The sequence below is a fragment of the Paraburkholderia megapolitana genome (genome assembly GCF_007556815.1).
Classification (GTDB): domain Bacteria; phylum Pseudomonadota; class Gammaproteobacteria; order Burkholderiales; family Burkholderiaceae; genus Paraburkholderia; species Paraburkholderia megapolitana.
The window spans coordinates 2,936,402-2,960,791 of record NZ_CP041745.1 but is presented as its reverse complement, the minus strand read 5'-3'; the positions used below and the strand labels follow the sequence as shown (position 1 = coordinate 2,960,791).

Here is a 24,390-nt window from a genome sequence, read left to right as displayed (position 1 = left end):
GCATTCCGCACAAGGAACCGACATGTCCACGATCAACTACAGCGACAAGATCCCGAACAACGTGAACCTCGCCGACGACCGCGCGTTGCAGCGTGCGCTCGAGCAATGGCAACCGAACTTCCTGTCGTGGTGGGGTGATATGGGCCCGGACGGCTCGCACAACTACGATGTCTATCTGCGTACGGCGGTCAGCGTCGATGCGGGCGGCTGGGCGCATTTCGATCACGTGAAGATGCCCGATTACCGCTGGGGTATTTTTCTCGCACCAGGCGAGCAGGACCGCACGATCCACTTCGGCGAACACAAGGGCGAGGCCGCGTGGCAGGACGTACCGGGCGAGCATCGTGCGAACCTGCGTCGCATCATCGTTACGCAGGGCGACACGGAGCCGGCATCGGTCGAACAGCAGCGCCATCTCGGGCTCACCGCACCGTCGATGTACGACCTGCGCAACCTGTTCCAGGTGAATGTCGAAGAAGGGCGGCACCTGTGGGCGATGGTGTATCTGCTGCATCGCTACTTCGGCCGCGACGGGCGCGAGGAAGCGGAAGCGCTGCTCGGCCGCCGCTCCGGCGACGACGACAATCCACGCATTCTCGGCGCCTTCAACGAGAAGACGCCGGACTGGCTCGCGTTCTACATGTTCACGTACTTCACCGATCGCGACGGCAAGTTCCAGTTGTCGGCACTCGCGGAGTCGGGCTTCGATCCGCTCGCGCGCACGACGAAGTTCATGCTGACTGAAGAAGCGCATCACATGTTCGTCGGCGAATCGGGCGTGTCGCGCGTCGTGCAGCGCACCGCGCAGGTGATGAACGAACTGCAGACCGACGACGTCGCGCGCATCCGTGCGGCCGGCGTGATCGATCTGCCGACCATCCAGCGTTATCTGAACTTCCACTACTCGGTGACGATCGATCTGTTCGGTGCCGATCATTCGTCGAATGCGGCGACGTTCTATAGCTCGGGCCTGAAGGGGCGCTACGAGGAAACGAAACGCGACGACGATCATCAACTGGTTGGTCAGAACTATCGGTTGCTCGACGTGCAGGACGGCAAGCTCGTCGAGCGCGAAGTACCGATGCTCAATGCGATGAACGAAGTGCTGCGCGATGACTACATCAAGGATTCGGTGGCAGGGGTGGGGCGCTGGAACAAGGTGCTCGAAAAGGCCGGTCTCGACTTTCGTCTCACCGTGCCGCATAAAGCGTTCAACCGGCAGATCGGCACGTTTGCCGGCGTGCGGGTTGCGCCGGATGGCCGCGTGATCGATGAAAGCGAATGGGCTGCGAACGAGGCGAAGTGGCTGCCGACGCCGGAAGACCGCGCGTATGTCGCGTCGCTGATGGGCTGCGTGAGCGAACCGGGCAAATTCGCGAACTGGATCGCGCCACCGGCGATGGGCGTGAACCGCCAGCCGGTCGACTTCGAATATGTGCGGTTCAATTAAGAACAGACCGTAGCACATGGCAGGAGACAACCATGAACGCGCCAGTATCGATCGACATCCTGAAGCAGCATCTGATCGATCCGGAGATCTGCATTCGCTGCAACACATGCGAAGAGACGTGCCCGATCGATGCGATCACGCATGACGAGAACAACTACGTCGTCAAGGCCGATACCTGTAACGGCTGCATGGCATGTGTGCCGCCATGCCCGACCGGTGCGATCGACAACTGGCGCACGCTGCTGCGTGCCGATGCGTACGGTGTCGATGAGCAACTGACGTGGGACGTGCTGCCGACGCAGGGCGCAGTGCCGGTGGCAACCTTGGCGACTGAAAACGCGGGTGCAAGCGACATCATTGAGCCAGGCCCGCAAACCGACACTGTGCGTGGTTCGACCGTACCACCGTGGTCCGCAGCAAAACCGCACGTCAATCTCTATACGCATAAGGCACCGACCACCGCGACGGTGGTCGGCAACTACCGCCTCACCGATGCGGCCACCGACAGCGCAATCCATCACATCGTGCTCGACTTCGGTGCGACGCCGTTCCCGGTGCTCGAAGGTCAGTCGATAGGTATTCTGCCGCCGGGCGCGAGTGCCGACGGACGCGCGCATCACGCACGGCAATACTCGATTGCGAGTCCGCGCGACGGCGAACGCCCCGGCTACAACAACGTTTCGCTGACCGTGAAGCGCGTCGTGCAGGATCACGACGGCAACGCGACCGCGGGCGTTTGCTCGAACTATCTGTGCGACCTGAAGAAGGGCGATGTCGTGAACGTGATCGGGCCGTTCGGCGGCACGTTCCTGATGCCGAACCATCCGAACTCGCATCTACTGATGATCTGCACGGGCACCGGCTCGGCACCGATGCGCGCGATGACCGAGTATCGCCGGCGCCGCAGGCTGAAGGGCGCGACCGGCAAGCTGATGCTGTTTTTCGGCGCGCGCACGAAAGAGGAACTGCCGTACTTTGGGCCGCTCACGAACCTGCCGAAGGACTTCATCGATACGAACCTCGCGTTCTCGCGCACGCCGAAGCAGCCCAAACGCTATGTGCAGGATGCGATGCGCGAACGCGCCCCCGATGTCGCGCAGTTGCTGAAGGACGACAACACGCACATCTACGTCTGTGGGTTGAAAGGCATGGAGGACGGCGTGCTTCAGGCGCTGAAAGAGATCGCGGAAGGGCAGGGTCTTGACTGGGACGCGTTGTGGCAGCGGCTCAGGAAAGAAGGCCGGCTGCATCTCGAGACCTATTGACGCATACCCAACCCCGACCCAACCCCGACCCAACCCCGCGTCAACCAGCGCGGCAGCCCGCGCTACACTCCGTATTGTCGAGCCTTGCCAAGGCGATCCGATCGGTCTAACTTATTCCCCCTTGGTATATTCTTCCAGCGCAAAATGCGTTGTGGAAATAAAGGCCGTTTGCTACAGTCCGCCCCATTCTGCCGGACCGGCGTCCGGGCGGCGGAGGCTGTCAGTCTCGACAAAACCACCCTACGGAGCACATTCTGATGAAGTCGATTCGATCCATCCTGTTGATTGGTTTGCTGCAGGTCGCCACCGCGACCGCGGCGTTCGCGGCGGACGGCCTGGCGCAGGTCAAGGCGGCCGGCGTGTTCAAGATCGGCACCGAAGGCACCTATGCGCCGTTCACCTTTCACGATGCGTCGAATCAGCTGACCGGTTTCGATGTGGAGATCGGCCGCGCGATCGCGCAGCGTCTCGGCGTCAAGGCGGAGTTTGTCGAAGGCAAGTGGGACGGTCTGATTGCGGGCCTCGATGCGGGCCGCTACGACGCGGTGATCAACGAAGTGGCGATCACCGACGCGCGCAAGGTCAAGTACGATTTCTCCACGCCGTACATCGCGTCGCACGCGGCGCTGATCGTGCGGGCGGACAACACGACGATCAAAACTTTCGCCGACCTGAAGGGCAAGAAGTCGGCCAACACGCTGACCAGCAACTTCGGCAAGATCGCCGTGGCAAACGGTGCGGAGGTGGTCGGTGTGCAAGGCTTCAATGAATCGGTCGATCTGCTCACGTCGGGTCGCGTCGATGCGACGGTGAACGACTCGCTGTCGTACCTCGACTTCAAGAAACACCGCCCCGATGCGAAGGTGAAGATTGCCGCACTCGACGATTCCGGCGACGCGGATAAATCGGCTGTGCTGATCCGCAAGGGCAATCCCGAACTGCTTGCGGCGATCGACAAGGCACTGGCCGACATCAAGGCCGACGGCACGTACCTGAAAATCTCCGAAAAGTATTTCGGCAAGGATGTCTCCAAGTAATCGCTCACGGAGCGCCTGAATCATGCCGGCATGGCTGCAATTGATGGGGCAGTCGCTGTGGCCCCTGCTGTACGCGGGGCTGGTGTTCACCGTGCCCCTCACGCTCGTTTCGTTCGCGATCGGGCTCGCGCTTGCGTTCGCAGTCGCGCTGGTGCGTCTGTTCGGACCGTCGTGGGCGGTCGCGATCGTGCGCTTCTATGTCTGGTTGATCCGCGGGTCTCCGCTGCTCGTGCAGCTCTTCGTGATCTTCTATGGCTTGCCGAACGTCGGCATCGTGCTCGATCCGTTGACGGCGGCGATCATCGGTTTTTCACTGAACGTCGGCGCGTATAACTCCGAAGTGATTCGCGGGGTGATCGAATCGATTCCGAAAGGGCAGTGGGAAGCAGCGTATTCGATGGGGATGACGCGCGGCCAGGCACTGCGTCGCGCGATCCTGCCGCAGGCGGCGCGCGTGGCCTTGCCGCCGCTGTCGAACTCGTTTATCGCGCTCGTCAAGGACACGTCGCTCGCCGCGGTGCTCACCGTGCCGGAGATTTTCCAGGCCGCGCAGCGCATCGCATCGGTGACCTACGAGCCGCTCATTCTTTATGTTGAAGCCGCGTTGATCTACCTGGTGTTCAGTTCGGTACTGTCCTCGGCGCAGGTCCGGCTCGAACGCAAGTTCGGGCGGCATGCACTTTTCCAGTCGGGCAACTGATGATCCGCCTCTCCGGTATCGACAAATATTTCGGCGACCACCAGGTGCTGCACACCGTGGATCTCGCGCTCGAACCGGGCAACGTGACCGCGTTGATCGGCCCGTCGGGCAGCGGCAAGAGCACGCTGCTACGCTGCGTGAACCTGCTCGAGATTCCCGAGGCGGGCACGCTCGAACTCGGCGGCGAGCGGCTCGCATTCAGCCGCACCGAAAAGCCTTCGCGCGATGCGGTGCTCGCGATCCGTCGTCGCACCGGCATGGTGTTCCAGAACTTCCAGCTGTTTCCGCATCGCACGGTGCTCGAGAACGTGATGGAAGGGCTGCTGACCGTGCAGAAGTGGGACAAGGCGCGTGCCCGCGAACGGGCGCAGGAACTGCTCGCCAAGGTCGGCATTGCACACAAGGCCGATGCGTGGCCGGTCACGTTGTCGGGTGGCCAGCAGCAGCGTGTCGCGATTGCGCGGGCGCTCGCGCCTTCACCTGATGTGCTGCTGTGCGACGAGCCGACTTCCGCACTCGATCCGGGTCTCGCCGCCGAAGTCGTCGAGGTGCTCAAGCAGCTCGCGAAGGAGGGCATGACGATGCTGATGGCGACGCACGACCTGCGCCTCGCCGCATCGATTGCGCGCGATGTCGTCTTTCTGAGCAACGGCTCAATCGTCGAATCCGGCAGTGCACGCGATGTCTTCACACGGCCGCGTCAGGCCGAAACCGCAAGCTTCGTGTCGACGCTCACGCAAGCGTTGCCGGAAAGCTGGACCGACTGAGTCTCGACGCCGCTATTGCGTCAGCGGCTTGACGAAGGTCAGCGTCATGCGATCCGATTCGCCGATGGCCGTATAACGCGCGCGGTCGGCGGTGCCGCCCTGGTAGGTGGGCGGCAACGACCATACACCGTGCGGGTAATCCTTCGTGTCTTGCGGATTCGCGTTGATCTCGCTGCGTGCGAGCAACGTGAAGCCGGCCGCGCGCGCGTGAGCGATCACGTAGTCTTCGGTCACGTAGCCGCTGTCGATCATCTGTTGCAGCGTGGTGCCCGGCGCCGCACGATGTTCCTCCACACCCAGTTCGCCGCCCGGTTTTAAGGCGGCATAGAACGCCTGCAGATTCGCATCGATCTGACCATCCTTGATCCAGTTATGGATATTGCGGAAGGTGAAGACGCGATCGATCGTGCCGTTCACAGGGAAGCTGAACTGCCCCACATGCAGCGTTCCGACGATCACATTGCCATACAGCGCCGGCGCGCTCGCGAGCTTGCGTTCGAACGCGGCGCCGGTCGTGTGCTCTTCCTGTGCGGCATCGGCGGCGGGGCTGACGTACTGCGCTTCGTATAACGTGCCGCGATCATGCAGATAGGGCGCAAGAATCTCGGTGTACCAGCCGCCGCCCGGGGCGATTTCGAGTACGCGTTGTGTCGGTGCGATCGCGAAGAACTGCAACGTCTGCTGCGGATGACGATAAACGTCGCGTGCTTTAGCGGCGTCGCTGCGCTGCGATCCGGCGATCGCTGCATTGAGCGCGACATCGGGTGCAGGCGGATTCGTGGACGATGTTGCGCAGGCGACGAGCAGTAGCGCCGTGGATAACGCGGCGCAGTGCGCCGCAAGCGTGAGGCGGGGCGTACGCATGGCGGTCGGAGAGTGGGGAGTGAAGTGACGGCCATTATGCGGCGCAGCGCTGGAAAGCGAAATGCGCGAATCGGTATATCGATATGCGCGTGGCTGCGGCGTGTCGAAGAGAGGCCAAGGCGTGCGCCGCAGTGCATCGATACGTTGGTCCCACAGCGTGTCGGCGCATCAGCCGATCACTACTCGCCACGCCTCGTGCTGCACGATCACCGAGATCCCGATGACGATCAGTACAAGAGGCAGGATCGCCGCGCCATAGCGCCGCAGCGGCGCCCCCAGCAACGGATGATTCACGAGCCACACGGCGCTCGCGCACCAGAGTGCTGTCATCGCGGCGAAGACCAGCGTGATCGTCACCGCATCGGCGGCAGAATGCGCGGCGTAGAGCGGCACATACACCGCGAGATTGTCCGAGCCGTTGGAGATGGCGACGCCGGCAACGGTCCACGGCGACGACCCGCGCGACGCGCTCGCTACTTCCGCCTGTTCCACACCGGAACGCGAGCGCAGCCATGTCCGTCCCTTCACGATGCCGACCGTGACCGGCAGAAAACCGAGCAGGCCGATATAGGGCTCCGGCAGCTTCGTGAGCAGTGCGGCTACCGCCAGCGCGATGACAACAAGCGCCGCCGAGCCGAGAAACTGCCCGACGATCACGCGATACTTGCCGTCGCGCGCATCGGCGAGAAAGGCGAGCAGTACGCACAGGTTGTCGATGTTGGTGGCGGCGTAAGCGGCAACGGCGAGAATCACGAGACTGGTCATGCGGATGGAATACCTGTAGTCGCAAGCGAGGCGCATCGCGTGCCGATGAGGCCCGCTAGCGTGTGCCGGCACGGGCCGACGGCTGGCCGCTATTCTGCCAGTCGCGCGGCGTTGGCAGGTACACGGCGGGTGCGCGCCAGTCGCGCGCCGAATGCATGCCCGCGGTCGCATCTCGTCGCAGGCGGGCGCTACGTTACAATTGGCGTCGCACTGAACCACGGAAGCTCGATGAAGACCCGGATTCTCCTACTCGCCAGCGTTGTCGCCGCAGCTACGCTGTCGGCTGCATGCACGGCCGTGTACCGCAACGCGGATGCGTGCGAACAATCGATGCGTATCGCGCTGGGCGCCGAATCGGCCGACAAGCTCAAGGTTTCGCACACGGGTGTCGGTATCGACGGCACGCGAGTGGTCGTCGAGGGGGAAATCCAGAAGGCTGCGTCCGAGGTAGCGGTGGCGACGGCAGCATCGGCCGCGTCCGAGGCATCCGACGCCTCCGAGGCTGCGGCCGCGTCTGCTGCTTCGGCGGCGTCCGCGGTGTCCGCTACCACGCGGCGCGCCGGCGAAGGCTTCAGTTCCCCGTTTGACGGTCTGCACCCGCCGACAGCACCGGTGAAGCAGGCCAGGCTGAAACCAGGCAAAGTGCCGGCCGCAGTCCAATGTACGTATAACCGGAGCGGCCTTACTTCGTTCCGCTGGCTCGCGCCGCCCGACATGGTCAAAACCAACCCGCCGTCCGACGACACCGATTGAAGTGCGGGCACCTTACTTTCACCCCCTGACTCTACTTTTTGCGCATCCTCTCGCTGGATCGGTAAAATGCTGGGTTGATCCACGGAAACTTGCCGTGGCGTTGCGTTGCGAAGGATTCCCCGAACATGACTGATCTTCGTCTTACCAAGCGGTTTGCAGCATTGCTGATGGCAGGCGGGCTGGTCGCCGGCTGCGGCACGTCGTCGCCGAACAAAATCGACTACAAAAGCGATTCGAAATCGAAGCAGGTGTCGCTGGCCATTCCGCCGAACCTGATCGACGAGACGCCGGATCAGCGTTCGCTGCCGCCGCAAGGTGGCGAAGCATCGCTTTCTTCGCTCAAGCAGGTCCAGCAGGCTGCTCCGGCCACCACCGACGTCGTGGTGCCGGTCGTCAGCAACATGCACATCCAGCGCGACGGCAGCGAAAGCTGGCTCGTCATCGACAACAAATCACCCGATCAGGCATGGCCGCAGATCCGCCGCTTCTGGCAGGAGCAGGGCTTCCTGCTCGTCGTCGACCAGCGCGCGAAGGGCGTGATGGAAACCGACTGGAACGAAACCCATCCGAAGGTGAACGACGGGCTGATCCGCAACACGCTGACGCTGGCGATGGGCAATTCGTACGTGACCGCCGAGCGCAACAAGTACCGCACGCGTCTCGAACCGACGTCGAACGGCGGCACCTATGTGTTCATCAGCCAGAAAGGCATGCGCGAAGCGCTGACCGGCACGAACAACGAGAACAGCAAGTGGGAGCCGAAGCCGAACGATCCGGGGCTCGAAACCGAATATCTGAAGCGGCTGATGGCGACGCTGGCAGTGAACGATTCGCGTGCCGGAACGGGCAATACGTCGGCTGCGCTGACGCCGGCGGGCTCGCAGGATGCACCGGGCGCGGCTACAGCCGGCGCGAAATCGGCGGCGGCCGCGACCGCGGCGCAGAACGTCGCACTCGCTGCACAGACGCCTGCACGTTCGGATTCGTCGGATAGCTCGGGTAGCGGCGCGCAGTTCACGTCCACCGAACTCACGCTCGGAGAGCCGTACGACCGCGCATGGGTGCGTGTGGGCATCGCGCTCGACCGCAGCAACTTCACCGTCGACGACCGCGACCGCGCAAACGGCCTGTACTACATCCGTTACGTCGATCCGACCGATCTGAGCGAAGCGGAGCAGGGCTTCTGGAGCCAGGTGTTCCACGGCAAGAAGGAAAAGGTCGCGAAGCAGTACCGCGTCAATGTCCGCGCGGTGACGCCGGAACAGACGCGCGTGGCCGTCGTCGATGCGGCGGGCCAGACCGATTCGTCGAAGCAGGCGAAGCAGATCATGTCGCTGGTGGTCGACCAGCTGCGCTGAAACCCTCGCGCTATCTCGCGTAGTACCCCGAAAACCCGCCCGGCGTCAGGCCTCGGCGGGTTTTTTCACGTCTGAAGATATACCTGCGACGTAACGTGACGTTACGCCGTAACGCCCGTCCAGCCAGCCCCTAATTTTCCTTACGGTTCCACCGACACCCATAACAATCAATGGGTTGCACACCTGTTTCTGTAACATTGACGGCTGGCACGTAAGCTGCTTTTACTCCCCCAACGCGGGATATGAGCCTTATGCAGCAAGGCTTTCGGCGCTTCCCGTGGTGCAGCAGAATTTCCGCGCCGGCCGACACGAGCCTGCGCGATGCCCGACGATGACTCGCGTGCCCAGCACGCGGGTCTCTGTGGCCCCGTCGCCTATCCTCGTAGGGCGACGGTTTCGCCCGCGCTCCTGTGGAGTGCGGGCTATTTTTTTTGTGGCGGCAGAAAACAGCGCGCCTCGACGTGAGCGGGGCGCGTGGCAGTACGGGTCGGGTTAGCTGGGCAAGGCAGGTGGCCTTGAAGCGGCCAGCCTTGACACGGCCAGGCGTGTCACTGACGCGCGCTTTCGGCACGCGGCGGCCCGATGCCAGGAATCCGCTTGATCACACCCGTCGCGAGCGCCGTGCCGGCGAGTATCACCGCGCAACCTTCGATCATCCCGATCGACACGCTCTCGTGCAGGAACAGCATGCCCCACAGAATGCCGAAGATCGGCACCACGAAGGTCACGGTGATCGCGCGGGCAGGACCGGTCACCGCGATGAGGTGGAAGTACAGCATGTAGGCGATACCGGTACAGGCAATGCCGAGTGCCAGCACCGCGCCCCATGCCGTGTGCGAGATCGGCGTGGCCGGCCACCAGAGAATCGCGAGCGGCAGCAACACGATGGTTGCGCCGGTCATCGTGCCGGCGGCGATGGTCAGCGGATCGATACCCGTCAGATAACGCTTCGTGTAGTTCGCAGCGATGCCATACAGCAGCGTGGCACCGAGCCCGGCCGCGGCGGCGAGCGCGGTAGTCGTGGGCGTGGCGGCCGCGCCGTGCGGCGTCGCGATCTGGTCCCACACGAGCATCAGCACGCCGGCAAAACCGACGACGAGCCCGAGCACGCGCAGCATGCTGAGCTTGTCCTTGACCCACAGATAGGCGACGAGCGCACCCCACAGCGGCGCCGTCGCATTGATCACCGACGTCACGCCCGCCGACAGCGTCAGCTCCGCATACGCAAACAGACAGAAAGGCGCCGCCGAATTGAGGACGCCGACGACGAGCAGTGGCCATGCGCGCGTGCGCAGCGTGTGCAGCGATTCGCGCACCGGGCGCCGCATGATCATCACGGCGAGCAGGAACACAGCGCCGATGCCGACGCGCAGCGCCATCAGCGGTGCCACGCCGAAGTCGGTCACACCGACGCGGATGAAAAGAAACGAGGCGCCCCACAAGGCGGCGAGTACGAGTAACTGGATCAGATTGGCGGGTTTCATGGATTCCGGCGTCATGCACGGTTGAGTCGTGACGTGCACACATCGTATCAGCGCGAATCCCCTGAAAGCTTCAGGCCGTAATGAAACGGCAAGAAACCGGAGAGCGGCTGGAGACGTGACGCCGCTGACGCCGCGCGTTCGAAGAGCGTCATCGTAAGCGCGGTGGACAGGCGGGCAAAACGATCAATTCTCACGGCTATGTGAGAAAAATTGCGGCCGCCCCGGCTCGAACCATAAACTGCGAACCGTGAACCGGGGCCAGCGCGTATCAGTGCGGAATCATCCCCTGCAGCACGTTCTGTTGCAGCCAGACGAGGATGCCGAGCAGCACGGTGAGCAGGATCGAGTGCTTGAAGGTCTTCGCGAACACGACGCCTTCCTTGCCTTTCAGCTCGGTGGTGGCGACGCCGGTCGCGATGTTCTGCGGCGAGATCATCTTGCCCATCACGCCACCCGACGAATTCGTCGCGGCCATCAGTATCGGGTTCAGGTTCAACTGGTTCGCGGCGACCACCTGCAGGTTGCCGAACAGCGCGTTGCCCGACGTGTCGCTGCCGGACAGAAACACGGCTACCCAGCCGAGGAACGCGGACACGAGCGGGAACAGCGCGCCCACCGATGCCGCACCGAGACCGAGCGTGTAGTTGAGCCCCGAGTAGTTCATCAGATACGCGAGCCCGACGATCGTCGCGACGGTCAGGATCGCGATGCGCGTTTGCACCCAGGTGTCGGCGATCGCGCCGCCGAACTGACGTACGCCGACGCCCGACACCGCCGCCGTGATGATCGCTGCGACGAGAATCGCGGTGCCGGTCGCAAGCGGCTGGAAGTCCCAGACCGCGCCATACGGCGTGTTATAGAGCGTGATGAAGACCGCCTTGTCGAGACCGGGCCACGGAATCTTCACGTCGCCGATCAGGAAGATCTTCGTAATGGTCCAGACGATCACCACGGCCGAGACGATCAGCCACGGGTACCAGCCCTGGGCACCACTTACTTTGCCGCGCACCTCGTTCACGCGATCGACGTTGATGGCGAAGGCCGGGTCGACGGCGGGTTTCCAGATGCGCAGGAAGGTGATCGTGACCAGCAGCGACACCAGCGAAGACAGCACGTCGGTCAGACTGTAGTTGACGAAGTTCGACGTGACGAACTGCGTCAGCGCGAAGCTCGCGCCCGACACGAGCAGCACCGGCCACACGCGCAGCATGTTGCGAAAGCCCGCATACACGCCGATCACGTAGAACGGCAGCAGCAGCGCGAAGAACGGCAACTGGCGGCCGACCATTTTCGCGAGCGCATCGGTGGGCAGATGGGTGACTGCGCCGAGCACCGTGATCGGCACGCCGAGCGCACCGAATGCAACCGGCGCGGTGTTGAAGATCAGCGTGAAGGTGAGCGCTTCGAGGGTCGGGAAGCCGAGCAGGATCAGCAGCGAACTGGTGATCGCGATCGGCGTGCCGAAGCCCGAAATGCCTTCGAGCAGCGCGCCGAACGAGAAACCGATCACGACGAGCACGATGCGCCGGTCGTTCGGCAGGTTGTCGATCATCCACATCCGGAACGCGGCGAAGCGGCCCGAACGTTGGGCGATGTTGTACAGCAGGATCGCGGCGAACACGATCCACATTACGGGCCAGCAGGCGAACACCGCGCCCGCGACAACCGAATTCAGCGCGAGCCCGACTGGAAACTGCCAGCCGAAGATCGCAACGATCAGCCCGACGACCAGCCCGGCAAGCGATGCCTGCCATGCAGGCCTTCGGGCCCAGCCGAGCAGGACGAGCACGACGGCGATCGGCAGGACGGCGACGAGAAAGGACGGCAGTAGTGCATTGCCGATGGGCGTCAATAATTGGTGGAACATCACGTCTCCTTCGTTGTTGTTCGAATCGACGCTTTGTTCTGCGTGTGGTCTAGGTCACGCGGCGCGTCGGTCGGATCAGGACGGATGGCGGCGGCGGCGTGCGAGGGCACGACGTGGGGTCGCGTATTAAGCAGGTAGTGCGTGCGGCAACCGCCAGCATAGAACGCTTGCTGGCCGCGTCAAGGCGGGAAACTACGCGGGGGAGATAGTGGAAGAAATGTGGCGAGGAAAGTGTTGTGCGGGTTGCTGCGATGCTGCGATGGGTCAAGCGGTATTCACCTTCGCACCGCGTAGCGCATGAAGGTGACGCCGTTGCCGAATGCGTGCTGCTCGATGCGCTCCAGCCGGATCGTTGCGTCGATGTTCTGAAACATCCGTGTTCCGCCACCGACGACGACAGGAATGCAATACACCGACACTTCGTCGATCAAACCTTGCTTGAGGTAGCTCGCGGCGAGCGTCGGTCCGGCCACGCCGATGTCTTGTGGCGACTCCGCCTTGATCTGGCGGATGTCGTCCGCGCTCAACTCGTGGACAAGGCGCGTGCGCGTCGTCGTGACCTCGGTGAGCGAGCGGGAGACTACGATCTTGTCGGTGTGCTGCCACGCGACGCCGAAGTCGCGTATGAACTGACTGACAGTCTGGTCTTCGGCAAGCACGTCCCATACAGCCATCGTCTCGAACATCCGGCGACCGTAGATCGTAATACCTTCGTGGGTCTGCTCGTGTTCGGCAAAGCGGTGTACTTCCTCGCTGACCTGACCCCAGTCGAACTTGCCGTCGACGTCGCTGACGTAGCCGTCGAGCGAAGCCATCATGCCGAACCTGAGCTTGGCCATTTAGTTTTGCAGCGCTTTAGTGATGCCAGCCGCGACCGCCTCCCCAACCACGTCCCCCCAGCCACGCCCGCCCCAGCCGCGGCCACCCCAACCCCAGCCGATGCCCAGCGAGATAGACGGTGCGCCCCACCAGCCATAACCGGCCGGATAGGCCGGGTAATAAGCGGGGTAGTAGGCCGGGTAGTAATCGGGCGGATAAGCGGGCGGATAAGCGGGCGCGACGTAGACCGGCGGTTGGGCCTGGGCGTAGTACTGGGCGGGTGGAGGCGTCGTCGTCGCGACTCGCGCCGACTGTTGCGTTGATGCCGTTGGCGGCGGTGGCACAGGCACGGCCTGTTGCGTGGTCGTAGCGGGGACCGTCGGATAGTAGGAGTAGTAGCCGCCCGGATAGTAGCCGTACGGGTAGTAACAACCGGCCAGCGATCCGGCCAGCACCAGCAGACAAGCCGCACCGCCGAGACGGGCCGCTGTGGAGAAAGATGCCACGGTGCGAGGGTTCATGACGGACTCCTTGAATCGGCGCGGTACCTGGGGCGCCACGTAATCCATTGAGCTTACCCCCGTGGCGTCTACACGGGGTTGCGAAGCGGTAACCGCATATTTCAAGCCATTGCAATAACGAACGCGGCGCATCCGTTGCCGGAATGCGCCGCGCTATTGCTTCGGATGTATCGGGCGGGAACCTGTGCCAGCAAAGGATCGGGTGTTTCTTCTCGATTCGCCGGTGTCGACCCGATTCTTACATATGGCTCACGATGAAGAACGGCTGCGCGTGGTTGAATTCCGCGCGCGGCTCGCTGTCACTTATTGATGTGACTCATTGCCGTCACTCATTGCCGCTGATAAATCTCCGCACCCTTGCGGACGAACTCGATGGCCTTCACTTCCATCCCCTTCTTCAGCGCTTCGTCGTCGGTGACGCCTTGCTGCGCTGCAAACTCGCGCACGTCCTGCGTGATCTTCATCGAGCAGAAGTGCGGCCCGCACATCGAGCAGAAATGCGCGACCTTCGCCGAATCCTTGGGCAGCGTTTCGTCGTGGAATTCGCGCGCCTTGTCCGGATCGAGGCCGAGGTTGAACTGGTCTTCCCAACGGAACTCGAAGCGCGCTTTCGACAGCGCGTTGTCGCGCACCTGCGCACCCGGATGGCCCTTCGCGAGATCGGCCGCATGCGCCGCGAGCTTGTACGTGATGATGCCGGTCTTCACGTCGTCCTTGTTCGGCAGCCCGAGGTGTTCCTTCGGCGTGACGTAGCACAGCATCGCTGTGCCGAACCAGCCGATCATCGCTGCACCGATGCCCGACGTGATGTGGTCGTAGCCTGGCGCGATATCGGTGGTGAGCGGTCCGAGCGTGTAGAACGGCGCTTCGTCGCACCATTCGAGCTGCAGGTCCATGTTCTCCTTGATGAGCTGCATCGGCACATGGCCCGGGCCTTCGATCATCGTTTGCACGTCGTGCTTCCACGCGATCTGCGTGAGTTCGCCGAGTGTTTTCAGTTCGCCGAGCTGAGCTTCGTCGTTGGCATCGTAGATCGAGCCGGGACGCAGACCGTCGCCGAGCGAGAAGGCGACGTCGTATGCCTTCATGATTTCGCAGATGTCTTCGAAGTGCTCGTACAGGAAGCTTTCCTTGTGATGCGCGAGGCACCACTTCGCCATGATCGAGCCGCCGCGCGACACGATGCCGGTCATCCGCTTCGCCGTGAGCGGCACGTACTGCAGACGCACGCCCGCGTGAATCGTGAAGTAGTCGACGCCTTGTTCGGCCTGCTCGATCAGCGTGTCGCGGAAGATTTCCCAGGTCAGGTCTTCGGCTTTACCGTTCACCTTTTCGAGCGCCTGATAGATCGGCACCGTGCCGATCGGCACCGGGCTGTTGCGGATGATCCACTCGCGCGTTTCGTGAATGTGCTTGCCGGTGGACAGATCCATCACCGTGTCGCCGCCCCAGCGGATCGCCCACGTCATCTTGTCGACTTCCTCGCCGATCGACGACGTCACCGCCGAGTTGCCGATGTTCGCATTGACCTTCACGAGGAAGTTGCGACCGATGATCATCGGTTCGCTTTCCGGGTGATTGATGTTGTTCGGAATGATTGCGCGGCCACGGGCGACTTCTTCGCGGACGAATTCCGGAGTGATAGCGGTGAGGCCGTTAGGACCGAATGCGCTCGCGCCGAACGCCTGGCCCGGATGCTGGCGGCCCATCATCGCGGCGAGCTTTTCGCCGTTCGGGCCGCTCGTCTTGAGGCTCTCGAGATACTCGGCGCGGCGCTGGTTCTCGCGGATCGCGATGTATTCCATTTCCGGCGTGACGATGCCCTTTCTCGCGTAGTGCATCTGCGACACGTTCTTGCCGGCGATCGCACGGCGCGGCGTGCGGTGCAGGCCCTGGAAGCGCAGATCGGCGGTGGCGGTATCGGCGGCGCGTTCGCGGCTGAAGTCACTCGACAGACCTGTCAGCGCTTCGGTGTCGCCGCGTTCTTCGATCCACGCCTGACGCAGTGCCGGCAGGCCCGCGCGAATGTCGATCTTGGCATCCGGATCGGAGTAGGGGCCCGACGTATCGTAGACATAGACCGGCGGATTCTTTTCGCCGCCGAAGCTGTCAGGCGTATCGGCCTGCGAGATTTCGCGCATCGGCACGCGGATGTCCGGACGCGAGCCGCTCACGTAGACCTTGCGCGAATTGGGCAGCGGGGCGACAGCGGCTTCGTCGACGTGTGCGTCGGCGGAAATGAATTTTGGGTTGGCGTTCATGCATATCTCCTTAGTGGGGCGGCTAGGCAGGAGATGAGATGAAGTGAGTCGGGGTTCGCGAGAGATGAGGCAGTGGTAAGCGGCGAAGCCCGGACGCTTCCCTGCGCTGGCATTATCCAGATCAGGTTCAAAGGGTATTTCTCACCCACGCAGCTCACCGCCCGATGGCGATGCGCGACGCAGGACCCCCGCGTTAGCAGCGCACACGATACACCGGGCGAGGCGGGCTTGGCAACTTGCTGCCGCCTCGGGCCGGTGCGCTTCCTGACAATTTCCTGACGCCGGCGGCGGGTCGACTCACAGCCAACGCTGGCTGCGGCGAGGCGCGCTCGCTGGACGCACCGTGCCAAGGCCGCTTGCCGCCCTGTGCAAAAAATTTGCGTTTTCGCTGTCATAACAGCCGCCGCCGCCCGACCAACACGCAGATTTCCCGATGGAGCGTGTCATGGTCTTCTTTTCAAACGGTCGGTGGTCCGGTTTTGCGCTGGGGCGTTTTGCGCGCTGGTGCGCGCTCGCGGTGGCGTGCGGGGCGGCTCTCGCGAGCGGCGTGGCGAATGCGGCCGCCGGCCAGTGCCTCGCGCATAGTCCCGCGCATCGGGTCGCGCTCGTCGAGCTGTATAGCAGCGAAGGCTGCAGCAGCTGCCCGCCCGCCGACAACTGGCTCAGTCAATGGAAGCAGGGCGGTGCAGCGCAAGGTGTCGTGCCGCTCGCGCTGCATGTCGATTACTGGAACAGCCTCGGCTGGACCGACCGTTTCTCGCAGCATCGCTTCACCGAGCGGCAACAGACGCTGACCGACGTTGCCGGTGCGCACACGATCTACACGCCGGAAGTATTCGTCGCGGGTCGCGAGTTGCGTAGCTGGTCGAGTGCGGACAGTTTCGCGGACCGTGTCCGCCAGATCGTCGCGCAACCCGCATCCGCGGATGTGGCCGTGGAGCTTAAGCCGCGCGCAGGCAGCCCGTCAGGCGCCTTCGACCTCGATGCGCAATTCACTTCGCATGCCGCCACCGCAGATCCGCTGAACGCATACGTCGCGGTCTATGAAAACGCGCTGACGTCGCAGGTGCGCGCAGGCGAGAACAGCGGCGCGACGTTGCATCACGAGCGGGTCGTGCGGCAATGGATCGGTCCGGTGCCGCTAGCTGCAGGCCACGCGCAGATTCGCCACGACGTCACGCTCGACGCGGTCGATGCCGGCGCACCGGCCGACCGGTTCGGTGTCGTCGCGTTCGTCGAGAACGCTGCTACCGGCGACGTGCTGCAGGCCGCCGATCTCGCGGCGTGTCACTAGGCCGCCTATTCGCTTCGCCTTCGGAAAACATCATGAACCCCACACGCCTGCCGGCCAGTCTCGCATCGATGCCCGCGCCTGTGCCGCCCGTGCAGCAGTCGCGCACGATCCACCCGGTCTGGGTGCGCATCACGCACTGGCTCAACGCACTCGCCGCGCTCACGATGATGCTGTCGGGCTGGCGCATCTACAACGCGTCGCCGATTTTCCCGAGTTTCTCGTTTCCGAATGGCATCACGCTCGGCGGCTGGCTCGGCGGTGCGCTGCAATGGCACTTCGCCGCGATGTGGCTGCTGGTGTTCAACGGCATCGTCTATCTGCTGCTGAATCTGGCGAGCGGGCGCCTCGTGCGCAAGTTCTTGCCGCTGTCGCCGCGCGCACTGCTGCGCGATTTCGTCAGCGCGTTGCGCGGCAAGCTCTCGCACGACGACCTGAGCCACTACAACGCCGTGCAGAAGCTCGCCTATCTGTTCGTGATCGTCGACCTGATCGTGCTCGTGCTGTCGGGGCTCGCGATCTGGAAGTCGGTGCAATTTCCGCTGCTGCGAGAACTGATGGGCGGCTACGACACCGCGCGGATCGTGCATTTCAGCGCGATGTCGCTGATGGCCGGGTTCCTCGTCGTGCATCTCGCGCTAGTCGCCCTGGTGCCGCGCTCGCTGCTCGCAATGTTGCGCGGCCGCTGAGCCTATCTCTCAGGACATCGTCATGCCTTCCTCGAAAAAACCTTCAGCGAAGCTCGATCGCGAGTCGATCCTGATCGATGCGCGTCGTGAGCTCGCGATGCCGTCGCGACGCCTGTTCGGCAAGCGGTTGCTGACGCTTGGCGGTCTGTCGATGCTGACCGGCTGCTCGCTCACCGACGACGACTCGGTGAATAAATTCCTCACAGCCGTGTCGCGTCTGAACGACCGCGCACAGGCCTTCCTCTTCGACCCGAAGCAGCTCGCGCCGACCTACACCGAAGCGCAGATCACGCGACCGTTTCCGTTCAACGCGTTCTACGGCATCGACGACGTGCCCGACGTGAACGGCGCCGCCTACCGGTTGCAGTTGAGCGGCCTCATCATGGGCAAGCGCACGTGGACACTGCCCGAGCTGTACGCGCTGCCGCATCAAGAGCAGATCACGCGGCATATCTGCGTGGAAGGTTGGAGCGCGATCGGCCGTTGGGGCGGCACGTCGTTCGGCGATTTCCTGCGACGCGTCGGCGCCGATACGAGCGCGAAGTACGTCGGCTTCAAGTGTGCCGACGACTACTACGAAAGCATCGATATGCCGACCGCGCTGCATCCGCAGACGCTGCTTGCCTTCGACTACGACGGCGAGCGCCTGCCCGCCAAATACGGTTTCCCGATGAAGCTGCGGATGCCGACCAAGCTCGGCTACAAGAATCCGAAGCACATCGTGGAGATATTCGTCACTAACACCTATCCCGGCGGCTATTGGGTCGACCAGGGATACAACTGGTTCGGAGGCTCCTGACGCGCGAGCCCGCCCTCGATGCAAGCAATTGCAGGCGGTCACGAGCGGCAGATGCTTCGAAAACGCCCGGCATGACCGGTTTTGATTTACTGCCTCACTGATTCACCGATTGACCAACTCACCTACAAAAACTGGAGTGATCCCATGAAGACGTTCGCAATTGCAGTTACCGCTCTCGCATTCACGCTGGGTAGCGGCGCCGTGTTCGCGCAGGCAAGCGGCGCGATGTCCAATGACGCGATGTCGAAAGACAGCATGTCCAAGGACGCGATGTCGAAAGATTCAATGTCGAAAGACTCAATGTCGAAAGATTCGATGTCGAAGGACAGCATGTCGAAAGACAAGATGGCCAAGCACGACAAGATGAAGAAGAGCGGCGACGCGATGGGCATGAAGCACGAAGCATCGGGTGCGATGAGCAACTGATCGTCTTCGTTTTGCAATCGGCACGGGAGTCGCTTCGCCGGCTCCCGTGCCGACATGCGGCTGCAACGATCGCAACGGCCGCAACAAAAGTTACGTCTGTTTTACAACCCCCTTCTGACTCTCCTGCATAATGCTGCCGGTGTGCGCCGCGACCCGCCGCACAGTGTCCCGGCTGTCCCGCACTCCACTGGTTTAGCGGCCGGGCTTATCGTCAGTCTCCCGTCTGTCCCGCTCGACCATCATGCCGTCCTGCTTCGCCCGCCCGGCTGCGCTACGCGCGCAGCGCGCACGCCCCGGTCTGCCGATTCTTTCTCCGGGCGCAGTTGCCCTTACGGCGCGAGCGGACTGACCCCATGGCTTCATCATTCTTCGCCCGCCTGCCGGTGCGCCTGCCGCGAACGCAGGGCGGCCGGATCGCGCTGTCGCTGGCTTTCGTCTATATCGTCTGGGGCTCGACGTATCTCGGCGTGCACGTCTCGCTGGAGTCGTTCCCGCCGCTGCTGCTGTCCGGGCTGCGCAACCTGTTGGCCGGCATCGGGCTGTTCGTGTTCGCGATCCAACGCCGCCCGCAGCGGCCGACGCTGCTCGAGATCCGCAACGCCGGGCTGGTCGGCACGATGCTGGTTGCCCTGTCGAGCGGGATGCTCGCGGTCGGAATGCGCACGGTCGGCACCGGCATGGCCGCCGTGATGGTGGCGACCGTGCCGCTCTTCGCGACGGTGATCGCGGCTGTGGCGGGCCGATCGATTTCGAAAGGAGAGTGGGGCGCCGTCGCGCTGGGACTGGTCGGCATTGCCGTGCTCAATCATGGCGATGCGTCGGCGGGATCGGCGGGCGGCAGTCTCGCGATTCTCGCCGGTGCGCTGTTCTGGGCCGGCGGCGCGCACCTCGCGGGGCGCCTGAAAATGCCGTCCGACCTGTTTCTGTCGACTTCGCTGCAGGTCGGGCTGGGCGGCGCGGTGTCGACGGTGATTGCGTGGACGCTCGGCGAACGGATGATGGATCTGTCGTTCGCGCCCGCGCTCGCCTTTCTGTACCTCGTGCTGGTCGGCACGATGGGCGCGTACGTCGCGTACGGCTATCTGATCCGCCATACGAGCCCGATCATCGCGAGCAGTTGCATGTACGTGAATCCGGTGGTGGCGGTGGCGCTGGGCGCAGTGACGCTCGGCGAGCCCGTGACGCGTTGGACGGTGATCGCGACGCTGATCATTCTCGCGAGCGTGGGCTTGTCGTTCTGGTTCGACCGGCAGCGCGTAACGAGCTAGCGTATGTACCGCCATGCACGGCGGTTATGAGCACCCCCAAAGCTGGCGCGTCTCGCGAGGCTCCCCGAGCAGGCAAGAAAAACGCCGGGTGGACCGGCGTTTTTCTTATGAACAGAACTTCGTCAGCAGGCTCATCTGCGTATTGCGCGACGACTTGCCTGGCCGCCGCCGCCGGTAATGCCCGTCGCTCTGCATCAGCCAGGCCGACTGGTTGTCGCCGAGGAACATCGACAGTCCTTCCGCGATCACACGCCGCTTGAGCCGCCGGTTGTTGATCGGGAAGGCCACTTCGACACGGCGGAACAGGTTGCGATCCATCCAGTCGGCGCTCGACAGATAGACCTGTTCCTTGCCGCCATCGTAGAAGTAGTAGATGCGGTGATGTTCGAGAAAGCGCCCGACGATCGAGCGCACCGTGATGTTCTCCGACAGACCGGCCACACCGGGCTGCAACGAGCACACACCGCGCACGATCAGATCGATCTTCACGCCCGCCTGCGACGCCTCGTACAGTTCCGCGATCACAGTGGGTTCGAGCAGCGCGTTCATCTTCGCGACGATGCGTGCCTTCTTGCCGGCGCGCGCATTCGCGGCCTCGGCGCGGATGGCTTCGATGAGCTTCGGATGCAGCGTGAACGGCGACTGCCACAATTCGTGCAACGCCAGTTCGCCGCCGATGCCCGTCAATTGCTGGAATACGTGATGCACGTCTTCGCAGATTTTCTGGTCCGACGTCATCAGGCCGAAGTCGGTGTAGAGACGGGCCGTGCGCGGATGGTAGTTGCCGGTGCCGAGGTGCGCATAACGCTTGAGCGTCGACTTGCCGCCCGCCGACACGCGCCGCACGATCAGCATCATCTTCGCGTGGCACTTGTGACCGACCACGCCATACACGACGTGCGCACCGACTGCCTCAAGCTGCGAGGCCCAGTTGATGTTGGTTTCCTCGTCGAAGCGCGCGAGCAGTTCCACCACCACCGTGACTTCCTTGCCGTTGCGCGCGGCCTGCATCAGCGCGTCCATCAGCGGGGAGTCGGTGCCGGTGCGGTAGATGGTCTGCTTGATCGCCACGACGTTCGGATCTTTCGCGGCCTGCAACAGCAGTTCGAGCACCGGCTGGAAGCTTTCGTACGGATGATGCAGCAGCAGGTCGCCCTGATCGATCACGTCGAAAAGACTGACGCCGTTGGTGACCTGCGCCGGAATGGCTGGAATATGCGGAACGAATTTCAGATCGGGCCGGTCGACCATTTCCGGCAACTGCATCAGCCGCACCAGATTGACGGGACCGTCGACGTAATAGCAGTCCTTTTCCTGCAATCCGCTTTCGTCGAGCAATCGACGCGCGAGATTTGCAGGCGTTTCCGCCGATACTTCGAGCCGCACCGCGTTGCCGAGATGGCGCGCGGGCAGTTCGCCCTGCAGCGCGACGCGCAGGTTGGTGATTTCGTCTTCGTCGACGAACAGTTCGCTATTGCGCGTGATACGAAACTGGTTGCAGCTGTGCACCATCAAGTTCGGAAACAGCTCGCCGACATAGCGCTGCAACAGCGAGCTGAGCAGCACGAAGCCGTGCGGATAGCCCGACAGCTCCTGCGGCATGCGCACGAGCCGCGGCAGCGCGCGCGGCGCCTGCACGATCCCCATCAGCGCCTGGCGGCCGAAGGCATCCTTGCCTTCGAGCTCGACGACGAAGTTCAGGCTCTTGTTCAGCACGCGCGGGAACGGATGCGCGGGGTCGAGGCCGATCGGCGTCAGCACGGGCAGCAGTTCGTCGATGAAATACTGGCGCGCCCACAGGGTCTGCGCCTCGTTCCACGCTTCGGTGCCGTGAAAGTGGATGCCTTCGTGTTCGAGCGCGGGCAGCACCGTGTCGTGCAGCATCGTGTACTGACGATGCACGAGCTTTTGCGCCCGCTCGACGACGAGATCATAGACATGCTGCAGCGACATCCCGTCCGGCGACAGCGCGCCCGGATTGTCGCGCATCTGTTCGTGCAGCCCGGCCATGCGGACTTCGAAGAATTCGTCGAGATTGCTGCTGGTGATGCAGATGAAACGCAGGCGTTCGAGCAGTGGGACGGACGGGTCGGCCGCCTGCGCCAGGACCCGCTCGTTGAAACCTAGAATGCCCAGCTCGCGATTGAGAAGAGGGTAGCGGATGGACATCGGCAGCGAGAATGGAAGATCAGGAAGGGGTTTGATAGGACGCTCGGAAACTCTCACAGAATGATGAAACTATCATGACATCGGGAATGTCACGAATTTTACGCTGTATTCGTGCTTTGTCGTAAATACGACGCAGTGCGTATGGGACCATGAAGGACGCACAATACGGAACGATGACATGGCGAGGTCCAGTACGCTTAGAATGGCGTCTTTAAACAGCGCCACAGCCGGTCAGATGGCGGCGCTCGCGCGCATGGAGTCCGCACAATCGATGGTCAACCCCACCCCGAAGCTCCTCGCCGCTGTCGATCTCGGTTCGAACAGCTTCCGGCTGATTGTCGGCCGGGTCGAGGAAACCGAGGCCGGTAGCCAGATCTATCAGGTCGATGCGCTGCGCGAGTCGGTGCGGCTTGCCGCCGGGCTCGCCCGCGACAAACTGCTCGATCGCGCCTCGCAGGTGCGGGGCTGGGATGCGCTGAAACGCTTCGGCGAACGGCTGCGCGACTTCCACCCCGACCACGTGCGCGCGGTCGCCACCAATACGCTGCGCGTCGCGAAGAACGCCGGCGAATTCCTTGTCGAGGCCCAGGCAGCGCTCGGTTTTCCGATTGAAGTGATCGCTGGACGCGAAGAAGCGCGGCTGATCTATGCGGGCGCCGCTCATTCCGTGCCGGCCAGTGCGGGCAAACGGCTCGTTGTCGATATCGGCGGGGGCTCGACGGAATTCATCATTGGCTCGCATTACACGCCGATCAAGATGGAAAGCCTGTATATCGGCTGCGTGAGCCATAGCCGGGCATTTTTCCCCGCGGGCAACGTGGACGAATACACGATGCGCCAGGCCGAACTCGCGGCTACGCGTGAAATCCAGATTATTTCCAGCGAATATCGCAAGACCGGCTGGGAACAGGCAATCGGCTCGTCCGGCACTGCGCGGGCGCTTGCCGAACTCGTCGAAGCGAACGGTTTCAACGATCCGGGTATCACGCACGGCATTTCGCGCGGCGGGCTCGAGCGGCTCAAACGCGCGTTGATCAAGGCCGAGAATGTGAACCGCCTGAAGCTCGTGGCGCTCAAGTCGGACCGCGTGCCAGTACTTGCAGGCGGCCTGTCGATCATGCTCGCGGTGTTCGACGAACTCGGCATCGATTACGTCGATACGACTGACGGCGCCTTGCGACTCGGTGTGCTGTACGACCTGCTCGGACGGTCGCAGCACGAAGACATGCGCACGCTGACGGTGGAAGGCTTCATGCGGCGCTACGGGATCGACCGGGCGCAGGCGGCCCGCATCGGCGAACTGGCGGTGCGCTTCTACGACCAGCTCGAAGAGCCCGATGAGGAACGGCGTGCGGAGAACCGTATGTTTCTCGGCTGGGCCGCCGCGTTGCATGAGATCGGCCTGTCGATCTCGCACAGCGCATATCACAAGCATTCCGCGTATATCGCGAGCAATGCCGACATGCCGGGTTTCTCGCGCACCGATCAGGCGCGGCTCGCCGCACTCGTGCTTGGACACGCGGGCAAGCTCGGCAAGCTGTCGCAGACGCGTGATGTCGAGTGGCCGCTGCTGTTCTGCCTGCGTCTCGCGTCGCTGCTGTGTCGTCGCCGTGCCGATGTCGGATTGCCCGGTATTCTCGTGGCGCAGGTGGGCGGCGGCTATGAAGTGCGTTTGCCGAACGAGTGGGTCGAGAACAATCCGTTGACCGACTACAGCCTGATTCAGGAAGCTGCTGAATGGGAGAAGGTCGGGATACCGTATCGCGTCGTGTATACCGACAAGGACGAGTAGGCTGCGTTGCGCTTTACCGGATGCGGTGAAGCTTGCGAACAGGTC

21 protein-coding genes and 1 riboswitch are annotated in these 24,390 nt (G+C 63.1%); of the genes, 13 read left to right on the top strand and 8 right to left on the bottom strand.

The window, feature by feature from the left end; all coding sequences use genetic code 11:
- The first annotated feature begins 22 nt into the window (after positions 1 to 22).
- The 5 genes from boxB (at position 23) to FNZ07_RS26460 (ending at position 5,219) form a co-directional block, all read left to right on the top strand.
- Entirely contained in the window at positions 23 to 1,450 is a 1,428-nt protein-coding gene (gene boxB / locus FNZ07_RS26480; protein ID WP_091020444.1) for a benzoyl-CoA 2,3-epoxidase subunit BoxB, read from the top strand.
- 32 nt (positions 1,451 to 1,482) lie between these two features.
- Positions 1,483 to 2,715, top strand: coding sequence for a benzoyl-CoA 2,3-epoxidase subunit BoxA (gene boxA / locus FNZ07_RS26475; protein WP_091020441.1), 1,233 nt, complete (start codon positions 1,483 to 1,485; stop codon positions 2,713 to 2,715).
- Between the two features lie 257 nt (positions 2,716 to 2,972).
- Positions 2,973 to 3,752 carry an amino acid ABC transporter substrate-binding protein gene (locus tag FNZ07_RS26470; protein WP_091020439.1) on the top strand — a complete coding sequence of 260 codons (780 nt, stop codon included), beginning with the start codon at positions 2,973 to 2,975 and terminating at the stop codon, positions 3,750 to 3,752.
- Positions 3,753 to 3,774: 22 nt separating this feature from the next.
- Positions 3,775 to 4,452, top strand: a complete 678-nt coding sequence (locus FNZ07_RS26465) for an amino acid ABC transporter permease (protein WP_091020436.1) — start codon at positions 3,775 to 3,777, stop codon at positions 4,450 to 4,452.
- The gene (locus tag FNZ07_RS26460; protein WP_091020434.1) at positions 4,452 to 5,219 is read left to right on the top strand and encodes an amino acid ABC transporter ATP-binding protein; all 768 of its coding nucleotides are present in this window, start codon (positions 4,452 to 4,454) and stop codon (positions 5,217 to 5,219) included. Before FNZ07_RS26465 ends, FNZ07_RS26460 begins: the two co-directional genes overlap by 1 nt.
- A gap of 12 nt (positions 5,220 to 5,231) precedes the next feature.
- Here FNZ07_RS26460 and FNZ07_RS26455 read toward each other — a convergent pair whose 3' ends face one another.
- Both FNZ07_RS26455 and FNZ07_RS26450 read right to left on the bottom strand, forming a co-directional pair.
- Complete coding sequence (locus tag FNZ07_RS26455; RefSeq protein WP_091020432.1) at positions 5,232 to 6,083, bottom strand: class I SAM-dependent methyltransferase; 852 nt, start codon at positions 6,081 to 6,083, stop codon at positions 5,232 to 5,234.
- A 168-nt stretch (positions 6,084 to 6,251) separates the two neighbouring features.
- Positions 6,252 to 6,848 carry a cadmium resistance transporter gene (locus FNZ07_RS26450; protein WP_091020430.1) on the bottom strand — a complete coding sequence of 199 codons (597 nt, stop codon included), beginning with the start codon at positions 6,846 to 6,848 and terminating at the stop codon, positions 6,252 to 6,254.
- A 228-nt stretch (positions 6,849 to 7,076) separates the two neighbouring features.
- On the opposite strand from FNZ07_RS26450, the gene FNZ07_RS26445 reads away from it, so the two are divergent.
- Positions 7,077 to 7,601, top strand: coding sequence for a hypothetical protein (locus FNZ07_RS26445; protein WP_091020428.1), 525 nt, complete (start codon positions 7,077 to 7,079; stop codon positions 7,599 to 7,601).
- Between the two features lie 125 nt (positions 7,602 to 7,726).
- Positions 7,727 to 8,959 carry an outer membrane protein assembly factor BamC gene (gene bamC, locus FNZ07_RS26440; RefSeq protein WP_091020426.1) on the top strand — a complete coding sequence of 411 codons (1,233 nt, stop codon included), beginning with the start codon at positions 7,727 to 7,729 and terminating at the stop codon, positions 8,957 to 8,959.
- Positions 8,960 to 9,507: 548 nt separating this feature from the next.
- Here the strand turns inward: bamC and FNZ07_RS26435 are convergent.
- The 5 genes from FNZ07_RS26435 to thiC all read right to left on the bottom strand — a co-directional run bounded on the left by FNZ07_RS26435 (position 9,508) and on the right by thiC (position 15,911).
- The gene (locus FNZ07_RS26435) at positions 9,508 to 10,443 is read right to left on the bottom strand and encodes a DMT family transporter (protein WP_091020506.1); all 936 of its coding nucleotides are present in this window, start codon (positions 10,441 to 10,443) and stop codon (positions 9,508 to 9,510) included.
- Positions 10,444 to 10,711: 268 nt separating this feature from the next.
- Entirely contained in the window at positions 10,712 to 12,310 is a 1,599-nt protein-coding gene (locus tag FNZ07_RS26430; RefSeq protein ID WP_091020424.1) for an L-lactate permease, read from the bottom strand.
- A gap of 275 nt (positions 12,311 to 12,585) precedes the next feature.
- Positions 12,586 to 13,149: a dihydrofolate reductase family protein gene (locus FNZ07_RS26425; RefSeq protein WP_091020422.1), complete on the bottom strand. Its 564-nt coding sequence runs from the start codon at positions 13,147 to 13,149 to the stop codon at positions 12,586 to 12,588.
- The gene (locus FNZ07_RS26420) at positions 13,150 to 13,650 is read right to left on the bottom strand and encodes a hypothetical protein (RefSeq protein WP_144269493.1); all 501 of its coding nucleotides are present in this window, start codon (positions 13,648 to 13,650) and stop codon (positions 13,150 to 13,152) included. It lies immediately after the preceding gene.
- Positions 13,651 to 13,979: 329 nt separating this feature from the next.
- Positions 13,980 to 15,911 (bottom strand): phosphomethylpyrimidine synthase ThiC, encoded by a 1,932-nt coding sequence (gene thiC, locus FNZ07_RS26415; protein ID WP_091020420.1) that lies wholly within the window; start codon positions 15,909 to 15,911, stop codon positions 13,980 to 13,982.
- A gap of 80 nt (positions 15,912 to 15,991) precedes the next feature.
- Positions 15,992 to 16,111: riboswitch (TPP riboswitch) on the bottom strand.
- A gap of 245 nt (positions 16,112 to 16,356) precedes the next feature.
- Between thiC and FNZ07_RS26410 the strand changes: the two genes are divergently transcribed.
- The 5 genes from FNZ07_RS26410 to FNZ07_RS26390 all read left to right on the top strand — a co-directional run bounded on the left by FNZ07_RS26410 (position 16,357) and on the right by FNZ07_RS26390 (position 20,384).
- Positions 16,357 to 17,205, top strand: a complete 849-nt coding sequence (locus tag FNZ07_RS26410; RefSeq protein ID WP_091020415.1) for a DUF1223 domain-containing protein — start codon at positions 16,357 to 16,359, stop codon at positions 17,203 to 17,205.
- Between the two features lie 68 nt (positions 17,206 to 17,273).
- Positions 17,274 to 17,891, top strand: a complete 618-nt coding sequence (locus FNZ07_RS26405; protein WP_091020502.1) for a cytochrome b/b6 domain-containing protein — start codon at positions 17,274 to 17,276, stop codon at positions 17,889 to 17,891.
- A 22-nt stretch (positions 17,892 to 17,913) separates the two neighbouring features.
- The gene (locus tag FNZ07_RS26400) at positions 17,914 to 18,690 is read left to right on the top strand and encodes a molybdopterin-dependent oxidoreductase (RefSeq protein ID WP_091020413.1); all 777 of its coding nucleotides are present in this window, start codon (positions 17,914 to 17,916) and stop codon (positions 18,688 to 18,690) included.
- A gap of 144 nt (positions 18,691 to 18,834) precedes the next feature.
- Positions 18,835 to 19,116 (top strand): pentapeptide MXKDX repeat protein, encoded by a 282-nt coding sequence (locus tag FNZ07_RS26395; protein ID WP_091020410.1) that lies wholly within the window; start codon positions 18,835 to 18,837, stop codon positions 19,114 to 19,116.
- A gap of 353 nt (positions 19,117 to 19,469) precedes the next feature.
- Positions 19,470 to 20,384 carry an EamA family transporter gene (locus tag FNZ07_RS26390; protein ID WP_091020408.1) on the top strand — a complete coding sequence of 305 codons (915 nt, stop codon included), beginning with the start codon at positions 19,470 to 19,472 and terminating at the stop codon, positions 20,382 to 20,384.
- Between the two features lie 105 nt (positions 20,385 to 20,489).
- Here FNZ07_RS26390 and ppk1 read toward each other — a convergent pair whose 3' ends face one another.
- Positions 20,490 to 22,553 (bottom strand): polyphosphate kinase 1, encoded by a 2,064-nt coding sequence (ppk1, locus tag FNZ07_RS26385; protein WP_091020406.1) that lies wholly within the window; start codon positions 22,551 to 22,553, stop codon positions 20,490 to 20,492.
- 202 nt (positions 22,554 to 22,755) lie between these two features.
- On the opposite strand from ppk1, the gene ppx reads away from it, so the two are divergent.
- Positions 22,756 to 24,345, top strand: coding sequence for an exopolyphosphatase (gene ppx / locus FNZ07_RS26380; protein WP_091020404.1), 1,590 nt, complete (start codon positions 22,756 to 22,758; stop codon positions 24,343 to 24,345).
- Positions 24,346 to 24,390: the final 45 nt, after the last annotated feature.